The 18,644-nt window shown below is 39.8% G+C and carries 11 protein-coding genes; 2 read left to right on the top strand and 9 right to left on the bottom strand.

What is annotated here, in order from left to right:
• Positions 1 to 32: 32 nt before the first annotated feature.
• From sov to BGO88_RS13045, 3 genes are all read right to left on the bottom strand, one after another.
• Positions 33 to 7,253 (bottom strand): T9SS outer membrane translocon Sov/SprA, encoded by a 7,221-nt coding sequence (gene sov, locus BGO88_RS13055; RefSeq protein ID WP_502686512.1) that lies wholly within the window; start codon positions 7,251 to 7,253, stop codon positions 33 to 35.
• A gap of 3 nt (positions 7,254 to 7,256) precedes the next feature.
• Positions 7,257 to 7,838 carry a Holliday junction branch migration protein RuvA gene (gene ruvA / locus BGO88_RS13050; RefSeq protein WP_101471264.1) on the bottom strand — a complete coding sequence of 194 codons (582 nt, stop codon included), beginning with the start codon at positions 7,836 to 7,838 and terminating at the stop codon, positions 7,257 to 7,259.
• 78 nt (positions 7,839 to 7,916) lie between these two features.
• Complete coding sequence (locus BGO88_RS13045) at positions 7,917 to 10,214, bottom strand: NADP-dependent malic enzyme (RefSeq protein WP_286707139.1); 2,298 nt, start codon at positions 10,212 to 10,214, stop codon at positions 7,917 to 7,919.
• A 206-nt stretch (positions 10,215 to 10,420) separates the two neighbouring features.
• Here BGO88_RS13045 and BGO88_RS13040 point away from each other — a divergent pair, with 206 nt between their 5' ends.
• Positions 10,421 to 12,196, top strand: coding sequence for a DUF885 domain-containing protein (locus BGO88_RS13040; RefSeq protein WP_286707138.1), 1,776 nt, complete (start codon positions 10,421 to 10,423; stop codon positions 12,194 to 12,196).
• 472 nt (positions 12,197 to 12,668) lie between these two features.
• Here the strand turns inward: BGO88_RS13040 and queG are convergent, their stop codons facing one another.
• From queG to BGO88_RS13020, 4 genes are all read right to left on the bottom strand, one after another.
• On the bottom strand, positions 12,669 to 13,592 hold the full coding sequence (gene queG / locus BGO88_RS13035; RefSeq protein ID WP_286707170.1) for a tRNA epoxyqueuosine(34) reductase QueG: 924 nt from the start codon (positions 13,590 to 13,592) through the stop codon (positions 12,669 to 12,671).
• A 57-nt stretch (positions 13,593 to 13,649) separates the two neighbouring features.
• Positions 13,650 to 14,015, bottom strand: coding sequence for a four helix bundle protein (locus tag BGO88_RS13030; protein ID WP_286707137.1), 366 nt, complete (start codon positions 14,013 to 14,015; stop codon positions 13,650 to 13,652).
• A gap of 102 nt (positions 14,016 to 14,117) precedes the next feature.
• Positions 14,118 to 15,140: a Holliday junction branch migration DNA helicase RuvB gene (gene ruvB / locus BGO88_RS13025; RefSeq protein WP_286707136.1), complete on the bottom strand. Its 1,023-nt coding sequence runs from the start codon at positions 15,138 to 15,140 to the stop codon at positions 14,118 to 14,120.
• 42 nt (positions 15,141 to 15,182) lie between these two features.
• Complete coding sequence (locus BGO88_RS13020) at positions 15,183 to 15,494, bottom strand: GNAT family N-acetyltransferase (protein WP_056068070.1); 312 nt, start codon at positions 15,492 to 15,494, stop codon at positions 15,183 to 15,185.
• 117 nt (positions 15,495 to 15,611) lie between these two features.
• Here BGO88_RS13020 and BGO88_RS13015 point away from each other — a divergent pair, with 117 nt between their 5' ends.
• Positions 15,612 to 17,039 carry an APC family permease gene (locus BGO88_RS13015; protein ID WP_286707135.1) on the top strand — a complete coding sequence of 476 codons (1,428 nt, stop codon included), beginning with the start codon at positions 15,612 to 15,614 and terminating at the stop codon, positions 17,037 to 17,039.
• Here BGO88_RS13015 and BGO88_RS13010 read toward each other — a convergent pair.
• Both BGO88_RS13010 and BGO88_RS13005 read right to left on the bottom strand, forming a co-directional pair.
• The gene (locus BGO88_RS13010) at positions 17,036 to 18,268 is read right to left on the bottom strand and encodes an RNA polymerase sigma factor (protein ID WP_286707134.1); all 1,233 of its coding nucleotides are present in this window, start codon (positions 18,266 to 18,268) and stop codon (positions 17,036 to 17,038) included. The genes BGO88_RS13015 and BGO88_RS13010 overlap by 4 nt on opposite strands.
• Before the next feature lie 8 nt (positions 18,269 to 18,276).
• The gene (locus BGO88_RS13005; protein ID WP_056068462.1) at positions 18,277 to 18,624 is read right to left on the bottom strand and encodes a YciI family protein; all 348 of its coding nucleotides are present in this window, start codon (positions 18,622 to 18,624) and stop codon (positions 18,277 to 18,279) included.
• Between the last annotated feature and the right edge of the window lie 20 nt (positions 18,625 to 18,644).

Raw genomic sequence — 18,644 nt, 5'->3', positions numbered from 1 at the left:
TTAACTTATATATTTTTAAAATGTTTTCCGAATTAATTTCCAAAGTTATAGCGCAGCGTGAAACCGGTACGGATATTCGTCAATGGGAATGATGTGGAGATCACTGCTTTAGAGAAAGAATGATCGTAATAGAATATTGCTGTCAGGTTTTTGCTGAATGCATAATCTGCCGTCAACTTTACAGACCAGATGTTCTGACCACCTGCCAACTGATTGTTATCATAATCCAGATATCTCACAATTGTGTTTGCCTTTCTCAAAGAAAAATCTGCTTTAAGGTTTATATCGCTTCGGATAGTGTTTGTTGGGTTGTCTGCCAATCTGGATGTGATTACCACATCTTTGAAACGGTAGCCCAAACCTACGATATACTCCATTCCTCTTACTTCTGTAAGAAGGTTGTTGTCAAAACTCATCGATAGCGTTCTGTCTTTCTTAACCTCAGCCAATACCTTGAATGAATTTTTCATCTCAAAGTCTACTCTAACCAAAGGATTGAATTGCTCTACAAGGTTAACGTTTGAGATAATTGTCTTACTTAACAGGTTACCGCTTGCATCAACCGCATCACGGTTTTGGTCGTATTCAAAATTAGAACGGAATGAGTTGATCGTATAGGACGCTCTATATCCGTGCTGTAATGAGAAACGTTTGAATCGGTCTTTAAAGAACTTATAGCGCATCAAACCGTTATATTTTACATTCCAGTTTGGAATTGGCACATCTCTAAAAGGCCCTAATTTAACTCCTCCTGCATCTGCTCCCGTATAGGCTGCAAGGAACGATGGCAATAATACTGACTGGCTGTTTTTTCCGAATCCAACAGGGAAACCGTCAGAAGTTCTAGGGAATTCTGTAGTTCCATAATAGCTGGTCGCCAAACGATCTGCTACGGTCAATCTGTTACTTCTGAAATCATCAAAAGCTGCCGATGAGTTTTCATCACTTTTGCCAAATGCCGTTTTAATCATTACCGTCGAAATCGAGAAGTTTCCATAGTTGTATGGCGAACGCGAATGGTAAATTCCATCAGCCGCATCAAATTGTTCTGAGAAGTTTTCGGTATAAGAACGGTCTGCCGTCAAATCAATCTTAAAGTCAGGAAACAAATCCACATTAGCAGTCATGTTCAATACTTTAGAAGAAGTCTGTGTAAAGTTCTGGTTGAAATCCTCATAGTTTGTCAACCAACCTCTTTTTGCCGCTTCATAACGTATGTCTGCCTGGCTTCCCAAAACGAATCCTAAAGACGGTTTTGTAGTTCCAAAGAAACCTACACCCGGTATGAATCCCGGCAAGACCGTACCTTCATTTTGGGTATAATTAATCTGAACGTTTTTAACGCTGGTAAGAACTCCTACCAATCCATCCAGGAATACATTACTTCCTGAAGTTTGCGGTTTGTTGGCATTCGTAATTTTTTCTCCTGGCTTTGGTGGTGCCTGAGTTGTTGGTCTTGTCGCTACTTTTGGTTTTTTGCCCAATCCTATATACTTATAAAGAACATCCATGTTCAATGAAGTATTTAATCGGTGCGAACCATTGTTTTGAATTGTATTTCCAAGACTGAATGTACCATCTTCTGTAGTTACAGATGCCAATGCATCTGTTGCACGTTGCCAGCTGTAGTCTCCCGTATAGGAATAGGTTGACTTAATAAATCCTAATGCCGGAATCTTGTTCAATGGCAGGTCATAGTTAACCACAAGCTGCTGCATGTGCTGGTTTGCTTCTCCAATGTTCCAGAAATCATCCCAAATCGTAAAGTCTTCCATTGGAACACCAAATTCATCCAGATAGTTTCTTACAATGTTATTGGTAGATGCCGTATAATTTATTTTTAATGCTCTTGTCAGATTATAGTTGAAACCGTATTGGTAGTTGAACATATAATTTCTTCTGTATAATGGTGACAATCCAATTCCCTGAATATCCACGTCACGATATTCCTGTCTGTTATATTGCCTCATAATATTGGAACTGAAAGAAATCGAAGATGGCAGGTAGTTGAAGTTGAAATCACTCAACAGTTTCCAATACTGGCTTTTCTTCATAAACTTCGTGTTTTTGAATGGTTCTACCGCTTTAGGCTGGAACGCAAAAGTATAATCCACAGAAGCTTTTACCTGCTGGTCAAGCAAGCTTTCAATTTCATAATTATGGTGTTCTGTTTCATTAAACGAATACGACAAAGTAAGGTTTTCCGGGTCATAGAAATGCGGTTTCTGTTCTGCACCTCTTTCTTTTTTGACTCCTATAAAGTTGATACTTTTTCTCTTCGTATAGTCTACTGCCCTGCTTTCAATATTATTTCTTGCAGCAGCATCGGCCGTATTGTCTAACAATTGGTCCAAACGGATATCCTGGTTGAACGGATCGTATTCTGGAGTAATTTTTTCTTCGCCAATAGCATAATTGAACGGAAGGTTAACTCCCCATTTTTTAGGCAATAATTTTCCTAAGTTGACATTGGTTACGATGTCATATTGCTTGATATCTTCGCGGCTTCTTTCATTAGGTCCCTGCTCTAAAGAACCAAAGCCCTGCGTACTCATTCTTCCGGTTGCGGAAACCGTTGCAAAATCAGCCAGGTTACTATCCAAGCTGGCAATGGCTGCCATTCCGCCTTTATTATCCATATCGGCAAGACGAAGTTCGTTGAACCAAACTTCTCCACGGATGTCATCTGTATGGCGGTTTTTCAAACCTACCATCAGTGTTCTTACCAAACCAAAGTTCGGATTACCTTTGATACCTAATCGTAATGGATTGATTCTTCCTGCCAGTGACGGATCTAAAACGAAATCATCTACATATTTTACACCCAAAGCATCTTCCACCAGCAATGCATTGTTCGGATCCATAGCCAAAATCTTCAGCTTGGTCAGCAATGACAATGCCAGATCTATCTGGTTTGCTTCCGGCCACACCTGCTCTGCTGTCACAGCTGCGCTTTGTTGTGTTACCTTTAACGGAATCTCTACCTGATAGAAATTTTGCGTAAAGTCATTACCAAATCGGATGAATGCAACCATCTGGTCGTCTGCCAAAGGCTGTATGTCTGTAGGTACCGGCAATGCTTCTGCGTGCAGGAACATTTTCAGCTTCTTGAACTGACGCATATCCACACTTACATTTTTAAATACCGCTCTTGAATCACCAGGCTCCAGACCTCCAAGTCCCGGAAGTGACGGATTCGCTTTTGTAACTCTCAAAGAAAGTGACTGCTCGTTTTGGTTTATAATCGTATTACTGTTATACAATTGCTCTCTAACAACTCCCGGAGGTGTTACGTACTTAATTGGTGAACGGTCACCGTTTTCCTGAACGTTAACTGCCAATACATCCAAAGCCGTATCATCTGCATTGTTAATATCGTCATCCTGTTCGTTCGGATCAAGACTTTTCACATATCTTCTCCATTCGCCACGCACTAATTCCAATGCTCCGAAACGAAGTGTAATCTGATCGTTGAAACCAGTTACGAACATTCTCATAAAACGAATCGATCTGAAATCGGAAATACTTCCAACTGTATTCTGCGGTTGTGAAACCGGAATCTTGAATTGAATCCAACGAGCTCCGGTAGTCTCCTGTCCGGGGATGCTTGCTATTGTTTCTCTGATATCCGTAATATACGGGTTTGACCCAACTACCATGTTTGGTCTTATGTCAATGCCATATTCATAATAAGCATTGATTTCGTTCATTGTATTATCTCTGTTGATATCTTCTGTATCCGGCAAAGTTGTTGCTCCTCTGTTAGTATCACCTACATCAACAGGAGAGTTTCCTTGCAAACCGTTATAATTTTTATAACGTTGAATAACATCTCCGGATGCGCTAAGGAAATACTGGTAGTTATCTGCAGCAGGGTCAGGTTGTGAAGCAAAGCCAGGGAACTGTGCGGCTTCTTCTGCATCATTCAGACCGTCAAGACCCACATCCTGAAACTGCCTGTTACCTCCATTGGTATCAAATGCATAAATCAAAGATTGCGAGATTGGAATTTTACCCCAGATAGTTGTAAATGTAGGCTGTGTTGAACCTGCGCCCGGAAGTCCGTTTTCGTATTGTTTTCTTCCATCTTTCAGGACATCTTCTGAAATTTCCCCAAGGTTAAAATATAGTTTTCCTGTATTTGCTGTATTGGCAGAACCTCTTTGGTCATTGTAATACGGGTCCAACATCCAGAACTGAATGTATTCTACGTTTGACTGTTCGAAGTTGGTGGAGTTGATAGCTCTCATGATACCACCAAAGTTGTCAACCGCCTGTTCCGGCGTAAAGCTGTTTGTAGCCTGTGCCAACGGGTTAAAGTTATACGGACCTCTTTCACGAGGGAAATAGGTCAAATCTAAAGTATTGATAACTGTTTGCTGACCTACAGCAATATCTGTGACAGGGAATAATTCTCTGCTATAGATTCTTCTTGTACTGTAAAGCTTCAGGTCGTCTTCAGAAACACCGCCCGGCCTTTGCACATAGAAAGTAGGATCAATAGAATACCAGGCTAGTTTTGCTCGCTTGTAACCATAATTCAATGTAGTCAAAGAACCTCCAAAGTCATTATAATCACTTACCGTTGGTTTTTCCGGTACGCTGGAAAGACTCCAGGCAAACGGAGAACGCATATCGATAGTGGTCTGTGAACCTTCAAAGTCGTCTACATAAACCGTAGATTCACCCTGAAATCTATCCGCTTTTGGAGTATCCGGTTTTAAGTAAGCCACCTCTCCCCTGAAAGAGATATTAGAAGGAACGTCAGTATCAATATTAGGAAGTTTGTTTACTAACCTTGTTAAGAAAGGAACTTCTGTTGAGAAGTTGGTATTCAAACCTATGATGGTATTATTTACCGATTCCTGTCCGTAATTTGATTTTTGGGTAAACGGCCTTTCGCTCATTTTTAACAATGTAGCCCCAACGATAAACTTATCATTAAATTTATGTTCAACGTTAACCCCGAAAAATCTTCGCGTTTGTTGTCCGAAAACCGAGTTGTTTTCCAACGAGATTTCGATTGGTGTTCCGGAAGCCTGTAAGGAAGCATCCATAATATTAACTCTTCCTAACTGGTAATTGACGGTATAATCAACACCTTCTACCAAAACTCGTCCGCCGGCAGTTACCGTAACCGAACCTTGAGGAACGTTAAATGCACCAATTGCAATTCCGTCTCCGCTTGTTGACTTGAATTTTCCTTTTAACTGGAACTTGTTTTTATCACTGTCCTGAAGTGCCGCCGCTTGTGTGCTGCGATACATCGTTCTGTAAACGTATTTATTCTGGTTTCCGTTATAGTTACCTGCAGCCGGGGCATCATAGTCCTGAGTCGGGCTTGTTCTTAATTTGTTGAAAAGGTGTTCCCCGAAAGGTTCTACGGTTGTAAAGATGATTCTTCCGTTTTGTTTATCAACCGTTAATCCCGGTATAAAATCGAAGAAACCGTCACCGTTAGGCTGCGGGTCATTGGTATAATTCAGCCTGTCCATATTGAAAACACGCAATAAAGGTGTTTGTTCCACATCAGGCGGTAATGGGTTGGCAGCCGAAGGCGCAGCCGGTGTGATATAGTTTAATGGCGACGGATCCGTGTACATGATGTTCAGCTTGAAATCTTCCTGCTCCAATTGATAGGCTCCAGGCAGAGCATAAACGTTTTTCATCATCAGGTTCCAAACCGGCTTATTGACGTTGGTCAGGTTACTTTTCAGCATTTTCAGGATTAAGCTTTGGGTAGTTGGAATACCGTTGCTTACTTGTGTTGCATCGACTCCATCAGTACCAAATTCCCCAACCTGATACACCTGGTCACCTATGGTATATTGGTAGGCAACTGCCAATACCTCATCATTGGTAAGACGCTGTGTCAGGGAAATATATCCCAACTGCGGATGGTAGGAATAGTCGCTTGGCCATGATAATTTTCTGGCATTTTCCAATTTAGAATAGTCCGTTCCTTCACTTACCGTAATACCTGTAAACCCGGAGCTTGCCGTTGCAATTTCACGAATTGACGGATTCAGCACACCGGTTGTTCCTATTTTGGCAGGATCATATCGGTTGTTTGAGTTTTTTGAAGGCGTATTGGCCGGAGCTGTAAAGAAGCCTCCCGGAATTGGGTTCGCCGATACTACTTCATTATCATCCTGACCCGTGAGTTGTGCTTCTCCCAAATCCTGAATTGCGATAATATTTCTTAGGTTATTGTCTGTTGTGCTGACCCTGTTCTGGCGATTGGTTACCCAAACCTCTATTCTGGTAATCTGAACACGGCTATCAATCAACGGATAGTTTCGGAGCGATCTGTCGTATTGGTTTCTGAAGTATTGTGAAAGGAAGAAATGCCTGTCTGCATCATAATCCAATGCAAACAATTCGAATTCCTGCACTGTTCCTCCGCCCTGGGCCGTAACTGTTTTGGTTTGGGATTTCTGCTCTGAGAAGATTCCCGTAATGGTTGTTTTTCCAAACTGGAATTGCGCCTTAACCCCAAAAAGGCTTTGCGCACCACGAATCAGCGTACTGTTTAACGGCAAGCTTACGTTTCCGACTTCAATCTTTTGAATGATATCATCTTCCGTAGGCGTATATTCCAACTTTATCAGGTTTTGGAAAGCAAAGGTAGACTCGGTGTCATAGTTAGCATTGACATTCAGCCTCGTTCCAACTTTCCCCATAAGGCTCATACTGATTCTCTGGTCAAAATCAAAAGTGGTTGTACTTCTGTTTCTTGGCGATAACGCAGGGTTGTCTTGTTTTGTATGTCGGATTCCCAAATCCATTTCGACAGAACCTGTTGGTTTGATGTCGATGGTATTACTACCAAAAATGGTTTCAAAGAAACTGGAATTGACATAATATCGCGGCAAAAGGTCTTTTTTCTTGGCATCACTACCATCTTTTTTACCTTCTATCGCATCTGATTTTTCCTTAAAATACTTTCGCATTGATTCCCTAAGCACCAATTCCTCATATTCCTGCGGTGTAAGAACTACAGGATAATTTATATTAAAACCATTTACGGTATTCGTATAAATATAACGGTCTGTTATGGGGTCATAGGTATATGCCTCTATAATACTAGGGGGATTTTTCAATTCTACTCTTCCAACGGAATACCCTGTTTTGGTAGTATCCTGAACTTCCTCGTCTTCTTGTGCTTGTATCGTTACACTAAAAAAAATCGAAATCAGCCAAAAGCTAATTTTCAAGTTACAGGCAATGCCTTTAGTATAGTTAGTTTTCAAGTATTATAAGGTTTTTAAGGCTAGTTTAATAATGTTTTCAATGCTTGCATTTGGATTTTCCTTAACAATTTTTTCTACAGTTTTTTCCGCCAATTTTCTGTTAAATCCAAGAACTTCCAAAGCAGATAACGCTTCGTCTTTGTTTGTATTGTCTTGTGAAATAGAAACTTCGTCTAAATCATACACTTTTAACACTTTATCTTTCAAATCCAATATAGCCCTTTGTGCTGTTTTACTGCCAATTCCTTTAATGGATTGGATGGTTGCCACATCGCCCGAAGCTATAGACTGGATGATTTGCTTTGGTTCCAGCGAAGACAGCATAGTCCGCGCAATACCTGCTCCGATACCGGAAACAGACAAAAGCAATTTAAAGATTTCTCTTTCAGATTTTTCGGCAAATCCAAACAGTACATGTGCATCTTCCTTAATCTGGAGATAAGTAAAAAGTTTAATGTTTTCCGAGTCAGGAATCAAAGAATAAGTATGAAGTGAAATATTAATATGATACCCTACTCCGTTGCAGTCAATCACAACTTCTGTAGGGTTTTTTTCCACTAATTTTCCTTGTAAATGCGCTATCATGAATTGTTAAATAAATCCCAAATGTAACGAAAAACTTTTATTGAGCCTCATCTAATTGTTCATCAACAAAAAAATACGTTAAAAATTGACTTTTATGGATTTTTGCTTTTTTTCTTTTTCTTGTGCATCAACAACTGCAACAGCGGCCATATTTACCATTTCTTCTACACTTGCGCCCAATTGGAAGATGTGAACAGGCTTGTCCATTCCCATCATGATTGGTCCGATTGAAACCGACTTATCCAATTCTTTCAGCATCTTATAATTGATGTTAGCCGATTCCAGATTAGGGAATATAAGCGTATTTACTTTTTTGCCTGCCAGTTTAGAGAATGGGAATTTTTGCTGCAACATTTCAGAATTCAAAGCAAAATCGGCCTGGATTTCTCCATCAACAACCAAATCCGGATAGTATTTGTGAAGATAGGCAACGGCTTCGGCAACTTTTCTTGCTCCTTCATCATTAGAGGAACCAAAGTTTGAGAAAGATACCATGGCAATGACCGGTTCCATTCCAAACATACGTACAGTTTTGGCTGTCATCAATGCGATTTTTGCCAGCTCATCAGCAGTCGGATTTGGATTTATAGCGGTATCCGACAGAAAAATCGGGCCTCTCTTTGTCATCATCATATTGGTTGTCGCAATCTTAGAAACACCCGGTGCTTTGTCAATAAGTTGCATCATTGGTTTTACGACAGACGGATAACTTCTGGAATAGCCCGAAACCAAAGCATCAGCTTCACCTTCATTGACCATCATGGCTGCGAAATAATTTCTTTCGCGCATCCATTTCTGAGCATCCAGCAAACTGGTTCCTTTTCTTCTTCTGGCTTCCCAGAATGAATTGGCATAACGCAATCTTCTTTCATCTTCTTCAGGCGTTTTCGGGTCGATGATAAGAACATCGGCATCAAAGCCTAATTCTTCTTTCAGTTCCTGGATGATTTCGCGATTTCCAAGAAGAATCGGGGTTCCGATTTTTTCTTCCAGAACAATCTGCGCTGCTTTTAATACGTCTAAGTGGTCTGCTTCAGCAAAAACCACACGTTTCGGGTCAGTTTTGGCGCGATTGGCCAACAAACGAACCATTTTATTATCGGAACCAAGACGTTCCATTAATTCTTCTCTGTATTTATCCCAATCCTGAATTGGATTTGCTGCCACTCCGGAATCCATCGCTGCCTTGGCAACTGCAGGAGCCACTACGGAAATCAATCTCGGGTCAAATGGTTTCGGGATGATATAATCTCTTCCGAATACCAGTTTGGTTTCTCCATACGCAATATTTACCTGCTCCGGAACGGTTTCTTTTGCCAATAAAGCCAATGCTTTTACGGCAGCCATCTTCATTTCTTCATTGATTTTTGACGCACGTACATCGATAGCTCCTCTAAAAATATACGGGAAGCCCAATACGTTGTTTACCTGGTTAGGAAAATCCGAACGGCCGGTAGCCATAATAATGTCCTTACGGGTTGCAACGGCAAGGTGATAGTCAATTTCCGGGATTGGATTCGCCATCGCAAAAACTATCGGGTTTTCTGCCATTTGCATCAGCATTTCTGCCGACATTACATTTCCGGAAGAAAGCCCAAGGAAAATATCGGCACCAACCAATGCTTCTTCCAGCGTTATGCTTTTTTCTCCATTGGCATATTTCCTTTGCATGTCAGATATATCTGTTCTGTTTTTAGAAAGAGAACCTTTTCTATCAAACATGATAACATTTTCAGGATTAATTCCAAGCAATACGTATAGATTAGCGCAAGCCAAAGCCGCAGAACCGGCACCGGAAACCACCACTTTTACGTCTTCAATTTTCTTTCCGGCCAATTCCAAAGCATTAAGTAAGGCGGCTGATGAAATAATTGCAGTCCCGTGCTGGTCATCATGCATTACAGGAATATTCAACTCTTCAACCAACCTTCTTTCTATCTCGAATGATTCCGGAGCTTTAATATCCTCCAGGTTGATTCCTCCAAAAGTTGGAGCTATATTTTTTACCGTCTCAATAAACTTTTCGACGTCTTTAGTATCTACTTCAATATCAAAAACATCAATATCGGCAAAGATTTTAAACAATAAAGCTTTCCCTTCCATTACCGGTTTTGATGCTTCCGGACCAATATCTCCCAATCCTAAAACGGCAGTCCCGTTTGAAATTACCGCTACCAGGTTTCCTTTTGCTGTATATTTATAAACATTATTTACATCCTTCGCAATTTCAAGACAAGGCTCGGCTACACCCGGCGAATAGGCTAACGACAGATCTCTCTGTGTTGCATATGCTTTGGTTGGAACGACTTCGATTTTCCCAGGCGATGGTTTCGCATGATATAACAGCGCTTCTCTTCTTTTACTGTACTTGTTCATTTTTGTATATTTTATTCGGACTTACAAAGGTAAAAGTCTGAATGAAACTGAGAAACTTTTAATGCTATTCTTTTCTTTATATTATGTTTAAGAGTATTTTGCCAAATAAACAATCATTTTAACGAATGTATTTTATGTTCTATTATTTTTTGTACATTTCGTTATCATCAACAATGCTTCATAAATTTTACAAATTCATTGCAACTATGAAAAAACTGCTTTTAATGCTATGCATTATTACCGCCAGCCTTCAATCTTGCCAAAAAGAAAAGGGAGAGACTTCTAAAAAAGAGGATGAAAAACTGAAAACAATATTAGAAAACTACTATCAGGAAAGGCTGAAACTTTTCCCTCTGGAAGCGACCAGTGCAGGCGACAATCGCTATAACAACCTGCTTCCGAATGACCTTAGTGATGACTATATCGCTAAAATAAAAGCGTTTTTTACAAAATACAAAGAGGAACTCGCAAAATTTGACGATTCTACTTTGTCTGAAAATGACAAGCTAAGTAAAGCAATACTGGCTTGGGAATGTGATGCAAATCTGGAAGCTCTCACATTCAGAAAAGACCTGATGCCTATCAACCAGTTTGAAGGAATGCCTTTGATGATAGGCCAATATGCCAGCGGTTCAAGCGCACAGCCATTCAAAACTGTAGAAGACTATAACAACTGGCTGGAAAGACTAAATGGTTTTAACGATTGGGTTATTACTGCTGAAGCCAAGATGAAAGAAGGCGTTTCAAAAGGATATGTGCTGCCAAAAGCACTGACCTTAAAAGTAATTCCTCAATTAAAAGATTTGGCCAAAGAAGACAAGACCCATATATTTTATGCTCCGCTAAATGCTTTTCCAAAAACATTTACAGAGGATGAAAAGAAAACGATTACAGACAACTACACAAAACTGATTACTGAAAAATTAGTACCGTCTCTTAAAAACTTATACAATTATGTGAGCACAGACTATCTGGCAAAAAGCAGGACTACAAGTGGCATTAATGCTATTCCGCAAGGTGACGCTTATTACAAGCATCTTATTAAACGTTATACGACTACCGACCTTACGGCTGATGAAATCCATAAGTTAGGTCTGAATGAAGTAGCGCGTATTTCTGCCGAAATGGAAAAAGTCAAAAACCAGGTTGGATTCAAGGGAAGCCTGAAGGATTTCTTTAATTATGTTCGTGACAAAAAAGAGCTGATGCCATTTACTGAACCACAACAGGTCATCGACAACTTCAATGCGATTCATGAAAAGATGAAGCCAAATCTGGATAAGCTTTTTGATTTAAAACCTAAAACGCCTTTTGTTGTGAAAAGAACCGAAGCTTTTAGGGAAAAATCAGCCAGTGCGGAATACAATCCGGGTTCGGTTGACGGAACGAGACCGGGTATTTTCTACGTTCCAATTCCAGACGTTAAGAAATACAACTTCTATGCTGATGAAGATTTGTTCCTACATGAAGCAATACCGGGACATCATTATCAAATTTCATTGCAGCAGGAAAACACCAGCCTTCCGGAATTTAGAAAAACGATATGGTTTAATGCTTATGGTGAAGGCTGGGCACTGTATACCGAATCCTTAGGAAAAGAATTAGGACTTTATCAGGACCCGTATCAATATTTTGGAATGTTGAGTGCTGAAATGCACCGCGCCATTCGTCTTGTAGTAGATACAGGATTGCATACCAAAGGCTGGACCCGCGAACAGGCTATTCAATATTCTATGGAAAATGAAGCAGAACCGGCTGAAAGTATTGTTGCTGAAATCGAACGTTATATGGCGATTCCGGGACAGGCTTTGTCTTATAAAATAGGGCAATTGAAAATACGCGAGCTTCGTACTAAAGCTGAAAAGGAATTGGGAGCCAAATTCTCAATAAAGGAATTCCACAATCAGGTTCTGGAATCAGGTTGTTTGCCTTTAAAAATACTGGAAGACAAGATTAATAATTGGATTCAAAGCAAGAAATAATACTAAAAGCCTCATTAGTGAGGCTTTTTTATTTAAAGTTTTGTCTATTGGAAAGTTTAGACCATATAAAGGAATCTGTTTTGAAAGGCTTGTTTTTTTTTATTTTTAGACGCGGATTATCACGGATTAATTACGCGGATTTGGGAACTCTATACCACATAATGAATGCAACTCTAATAAATTTCCTTCATAAACTTTGCGGCTCAGCGTCTTTGCGAGCAGCTTTTTTCAACCTAGAGTCGCAAATAAAAAATCTGATTTTAAAAGGTTTCCATTCAATTCTTTTTTTATTTTAAGCGCGGATTATCACGGATTAATTACGCGGATTTGGGAAGTCTATACCACATAATGAATGTGACTCTAATGATTTCCTTCATAAACTTTGCGGCTCAGCGTCTTTGCGAGCAGCTTTTTTCAATCTGGAGTCGCAAAATAAAAATATAAACCCGAAATACTTTTTCTAATTTTTCATCTATTTTAAAAAATCAATATTCCGTTTCAAGCCATCATATTTGGCACGCTTAACAGCGGAGTTTTTAAAAACGGCCCGAAATGTTTCTTCTGTGATTTCTTCCCAGTCTTTTTTGGTCATGGAAAGCAATTCCGGATTCGGGTTGAATAATGGTTCGTTATGAGGTTTGGAGAACCGGTTCCACGGACAGACATCCTGACAAACGTCGCAACCAAAAGCCCAATCATCAAATTTGCCTTTCATTTCCTGAGGAATGTTGTCTTTTAATTCTATAGTGAAATAGGATATGCATTTGCTTCCGTCAACTACATAGGGAGCAATAATCGCACCTGTAGGACAGGCATCGATGCATTTTGTACAGGAGCCACAATGGTCTGTTACAGCGGTATCATATTCCAGTTCCAAATCGACAATCAGTTCCGCAATAAAGAAAAAAGAGCCTACCTGTTTGCTCAAAAGGTTACTGTTTTTGCCAATCCAGCCTAACCCGCTTTTGGCCGCCCAGGCTTTATCCAAAACCGGAGCCGAGTCTACAAACGCCCGTCCCGAAACTTCACCGATATTTTCCTGAATCGAAAAAAGGAATTCCTTTAGTTTTTCCTTTATGACAAAATGATAGTCCTGTCCGTAGGCATATTTTGAAATCTTATAGCTGTCTGCTATCTGGGTTTGTTCCGGATAATAATTCAACAATAACGAAATGACGCTTTTTGAATCGTCAACCAAAAGCGTGGGGTTTAATCTTTTGTCAAAATGATTTTCCATATAACCCATCTGTCCGTGGGCATTATTCTTTAGCCATGCTTCCAATCTTGGAGCTTCTTCTTCCAAAAATCCTGCTTTAGATATGCCACAAGAAATAAATCCGAGGCGCTGGGCTTCGGATTTTATAAATTGCGTGTATTTGGATTTTTGATTTATGATTTTTGATTTATGACTTTAGACTTGTGACTTTAGACTTGTGACTTTACACTTTTAGACTTAAGATTTGTTTATGCGGGATTTTATTGATTTGACTGTGCTGACAAAGATTGCTGTTAGTTCGTTTCCTTCTTTCCAGATTTGGTTTAGTTGTGTGTAATCAATCCATTTTTTCTCTTGAAGAATTTCTATCCAAAATAAGGTTTCATCAGCTTCTTCGATGACAATTGACATTTTGGAAATAAATCCCCTATCACTTCTTGCCCTACAAACAGCCCTGTAATTTGCTCCTACCGAAGTACCATTTCTAACTATCTGATTGGCAATTGCCCTTCCTGAAATTGTATTTGGCAGTTTTTCTACCACATCAATTACCATTAACGAGAACTTTTTGTTCTTGCTTTTAATTCTTCCGAGGTCGTGCATAATTATTTTAAATGGCTTATATCTTATTCTCTTCAACCCCACAACACAAATCAAAAATCTTAAATCCTAAATTTCAGAAGTCAGAAATCTTAAATCTTAAATTTAAAAAAGTCCTCCCTGGATATTTGCCCTGATTTTCCCTAAATGTTTATAGGCTTTTTCAGTAACTTCTCTTCCTCTAGGGGTTCTTATAATAAAACCTTCTTGAATCAAAAACGGTTCGTAGACTTCTTCAATCGTTTCTCCGCTTTCTGAAACTGCTGTTGCCAAGGTCGATAATCCTACCGGCCCTCCTTTAAACTTATCAATAATTGTTGTCAGGATTTTGTTGTCCATTTCGTCCAATCCATGGGCATCGACATGCAGGGCTTTCAATGAAAACTTTGCAATTTCTATGTCAATCTTCCCATTTCCTTTAATTTGGGCAAAATCACGTACTCTTCGTAATAATGCGTTGGCAATTCTGGGAGTTCCACGGCTTCTTCCGGCAATTTCGATCGCTGCTTCCATTGTAATTGGCATTTTTAAGATTGCCGAGCTGCGTTCAACTATTGAAGTCAGAAGTTCTGTCGTGTAATATTGCAAGCGACTCTGGATTCCGAAACGGGCACGCATAGGTGCTGTCAGTAATCCGGATCGCGTGGTAGCCCCAACAAGTGTAAACGGATTCAGATTTAATTGTACAGTTCTGGCGTTTGGACCTGATTCTATCATGATGTCAATTTTGAAATCTTCCATTGCAGAATATAAATATTCTTCCACAATAGGGCTCAAACGGTGGATTTCATCAATAAAAAGCACATCGCGTTCTTCAAGATTGGTGAGCAGTCCTGCCAAATCTCCGGGTTTATCCAAAACAGGACCAGACGTAATCTTGATACCGGCACCCAATTCGTTTGCCAAAATATTGGCAAGCGTCGTCTTTCCCAGACCCGGAGGTCCGTGAAACAACGTATGGTCTAATGCTTCCTTCCTAAGATTAGCTGCCTGGACAAATACTTTCAGATTCTCCAATACCTGATCTTGCCCTGTGAAATCATCAAAGGACAAAGGCCTTAATCTTTTTTCAAAATCAAGTTCTTCTGAATTGTAATTGTTGCTTGTTGGATCTAGATTTGCATTCATCTGGCAAAGATAGAGAAAATGTTGATTTCCTGTCCGGGCTAATTACCCTACATTATAGCCTTTGGCCAAAATAGATTGCCATTCCGGATGCCTTTTCAGATAGGCCGCAACAAACGGGCAAAGTGGCGCTAAAGTATATCCGTTATCCTTAACGAAATTCAGGGCTTTCTCAACCATGCTTCCTCCTACGCCTTTACCTTCCAAAGCTTTTGGCACTTCGGTATGTGTAAGATACATGATGTTGTCTTTGTTGATGATGTATTCAATAAAGGCTATATGATTTTCAACTTCCATTTCGAATCTTCTCTTGTCCTGATTTTGAACCAATGGAATGTCAGCATATTTATCACTCATAGCAAAAAAAATTTAAAGTTAGGGAATGAGGAAAGGTACAGAAAAAATCGACACCAGTCAAAATAAGGTTTTTTTAATATCTTTAACACAAATTAACAAACAACCTTAAAAAATTATATGAAAGACCAACAAGAAGACAATCATTTAAAGCGGGAATTAGGATTATTGGATGGAACGATGCTCGTTGTGGGTTCCATGATTGGTTCCGGAATTTTTATTGTGAGTGCCGATATTGCCAGACAGGTCGGTTCTGCCGGATGGCTGACGCTAATCTGGGTCATTTCCGGATTGATAACCGTTATTGCCGCAGTGAGTTATGGAGAGTTGAGCTCCATGTTCCCAAAAGCGGGCGGACAATATGTTTATCTTAAAGAAGCTTACAACAAACTGATTGCTTTTTTATATGGTTGGAGCTTTTTTGCCGTTATACAAACCGGCACGATTGCAGCGGTTGGTGTTGCCTTTTCAAAATTCGCGGCTTATTTGTATGAGCCTTTGAGCGATGAAAATATTTTATTTACGATTGGCTCTTTTAAATTAAATGCGGCACAGATTGTTTCTATCATTACGATTATACTGCTGACCTATATCAACAGCCGCGGTGTTAAAAACAGCAAAACGCTTCAGACTGTTTTGACTATTATTAAAATTCTTTCGCTTCTTGGCCTTGTTGTTTTTGGATTGTTTATGGCTGCAAAAGCAGATATCTGGAATGCCAATTGGGCAGATGCCTGGAATACAAAATCCTATAATGCCGATACCAAATCATGGTTGCCTATTAGCGGTACGGCATTGATAACCGGAATTTCAGCCGCTATGGTGGGTTCGTTATTTTCCAGTGATGCCTGGAATGGCGTGACTTTTATTGCCGGAGAAATGAAGAATCCAAAACGTAATGTGGGATTGAGTTTATTTTTGGGAACTTTTATTGTGACTGTTCTTTATATCCTTGCCAACCTGATGTATCTGGCTGTTGTGCCATTTGAAGAAATTGCTCTTGCCAAATCAGACCGGGTGGCTGTAGTGGCATCCAACTATATTTTCGGTAATATTGGTACTTTGATTATTGCCATTATGATTATGATTTCCACTTTTGCCTGCAACAATGGGCTGATTATGGCCGGAGCAAGAGTGTATTACACAATGGCAAAAGACGGATTGTTTTTCAAAAAAGCTGCCGCACTCAATACCGCCAGTGTTCCTGCCTGGGCTTTATGGGCGCAATGCATCTGGACTTCGGTTTTATGCCTTACCGGAAAATATGGCGCCCTGCTGGATTATGTGATGATTATTGTTATTATCTTTTACATTTTGACCATTTACGGCATATTTATACTTCGAAAAAAAATGCCTGATGCTGAACGCCCTTATAAAGCTTTTGGCTATCCTGTACTACCAATACTTTATATCATTACTGCTTCTGCCTTGTGTATTTCGCTTTTGATTACAAGGCTTGAAACGTGTGGCTGGGGTGTTGCCATTATGTTGGCGGGAATTCCTGTTTATTATATTACAAAGCCCAAATCTGAGGAGAGTCAATCCTAATAAACAAGTTTCTTAATATTTTCTGTAATGGTTTTTCTGTCTGTTTCCAATTTTGCCAATTTGAAAGCAGTATTAAAATGTGCCAACGCTGTTTGGTTGTCAAAATCAGTATACAGATGTCCTAACAGTGAAAAGTAAAAATGGTTATCTTTTAAATTTAGCTTTTCTGCTTCCTGAATTGCCTTTTCTTTACCATGAACTTTGGCTAATGCAAAAGTACGGTTGAGTGCTGCAATTGGTGAATATTCTAATATGAGCAGACTGTTGTAAAGTTGGAGAATATTGTCCCACTTTTCATCGGTGTCTTCTTTCTGCGTATGCCAATAGGCAATTCCGGCTTCAAGATGGTACCTCGTTATTCTGTCTCCGGTTGACGCCTGGTTTAAGAAATAGGTTCCCTGGATAATTAATTCCTGGTTCCATTTTGTTTCGTCCTGGTCGTCATATAAGACGATTTCGCCCTTTTCATTGGTTCTGGCATCAAATCGTGACGAATGGAAGCTCATTAGGGAAAATAGCGCATTTACGGATGGCTTATTGGTCGCTTTGTTCTCCATTAGCAGATGCACAAGCCGCATGGCTTCGGCACAAAGATCTTTTCGCAAGATGGTATTTTGTGAAGAAGAATAATATCCTTCCGAAAACAACAGGTATAAGGTTGTGAGAACCGGTTCCAGCCTGTCATTGATCTCCAGTATAGTAGGCTGTTGTATTTTTATGTTTTCTGCTTTCAGCTTTTCCTTGGCTCGGTTGATTCTTTTGTAAATGACTTCTTTGTTCGTCAAAAAAGCATCAGCAATTTCCCGAATTCCGAAACCACAAAGCAGATTCAAAGCCAAAGCCACCTGCGATTCTGTCGAAATACACGGGTCACAGACCGTGAAAATCATGGCTAACTGGCTATCTGCAATATTTCTGGCAGATAAGTCTATTACTATTTCTTCCGATTTCTGGGCAGCATATTTAAACTCGGGGGATAATTTCTGCTCAAAGAAGACATTGCGTTTAAGATGGTTTTTGGTTTTATTTTTGGCGACGGTATACAACCATGCCGTTGGATTATCCGGTATGCCTTTTAAACTCCATGTTTCTGTAGCAGCAAGAAATGTATCGCTAACAATATCTTCTGCAATTTCTATGTGTTTGATACCAAAGAGGTAACAGAGTACCGAAACCAGTTTCCGATACTCTGTCCTGAATAAATTGTGCAACAGTTGGCTGTCTTTCATCTTTTAAACTACTCTGTTGGAACAGCCATTCTCACTTCAACACTGGCACCCCATTTTAAAATAGGACATCCTTTGGCAATTTCAACGGCTTCCTCATAATTCTCTGCCCTGATTAAGAACAAACCTCCTACCGATTCTTTTATCTCGGCATAAGGTCCGTTTGTCACGACATTATCCTCTTTTACAACCCTACCGTCTGAATCCCATCTTTTGGGTGGCGCAACTAATTTGTTTTGGGCCGCTATACCGCCAATCCAATCCTGGAATGGTTTGATTGCTGCCTGCATTTGTTCCGGTGATGGTGTTGCATCCTTACTGATCATATCTCTACGGATTATTAATACGAACTCGTTCATGTTATACTGTTTTTGAAATT

Source organism: Flavobacterium sp. 38-13, from assembly GCF_001899155.1.
In the GTDB taxonomy this organism is placed as follows: Bacteria; Bacteroidota; Bacteroidia; order Flavobacteriales; family Flavobacteriaceae; genus Flavobacterium; species Flavobacterium lindanitolerans.
This window is presented reverse-complemented; position numbering and strand designations above follow the sequence as displayed.

Coding starts and splice junctions, on each gene's coding strand:
- BGO88_RS13005 (WP_056068462.1), bottom strand. CDS start 18,624: ATGAACGAGTTCGTATTAATAATCCGTAGAGATATGATCAGTAAGGAT.
- ruvA (WP_101471264.1), bottom strand. CDS start 7,838: ATGATAGCGCATTTACAAGGAAAATTAGTGGAAAAAAACCCTACAGAA.
- BGO88_RS13010 (WP_286707134.1), bottom strand. CDS start 18,268: ATGAAAGACAGCCAACTGTTGCACAATTTATTCAGGACAGAGTATCGG.
- BGO88_RS13045 (WP_286707139.1), bottom strand. CDS start 10,214: ATGAACAAGTACAGTAAAAGAAGAGAAGCGCTGTTATATCATGCGAAA.
- ruvB (WP_286707136.1), bottom strand. CDS start 15,140: ATGAATGCAAATCTAGATCCAACAAGCAACAATTACAATTCAGAAGAA.
- BGO88_RS13015 (WP_286707135.1), top strand. CDS start 15,612: ATGAAAGACCAACAAGAAGACAATCATTTAAAGCGGGAATTAGGATTA.
- BGO88_RS13030 (WP_286707137.1), bottom strand. CDS start 14,015: ATGCACGACCTCGGAAGAATTAAAAGCAAGAACAAAAAGTTCTCGTTA.
- BGO88_RS13040 (WP_286707138.1), top strand. CDS start 10,421: ATGAAAAAACTGCTTTTAATGCTATGCATTATTACCGCCAGCCTTCAA.
- BGO88_RS13020 (WP_056068070.1), bottom strand. CDS start 15,494: ATGAGTGATAAATATGCTGACATTCCATTGGTTCAAAATCAGGACAAG.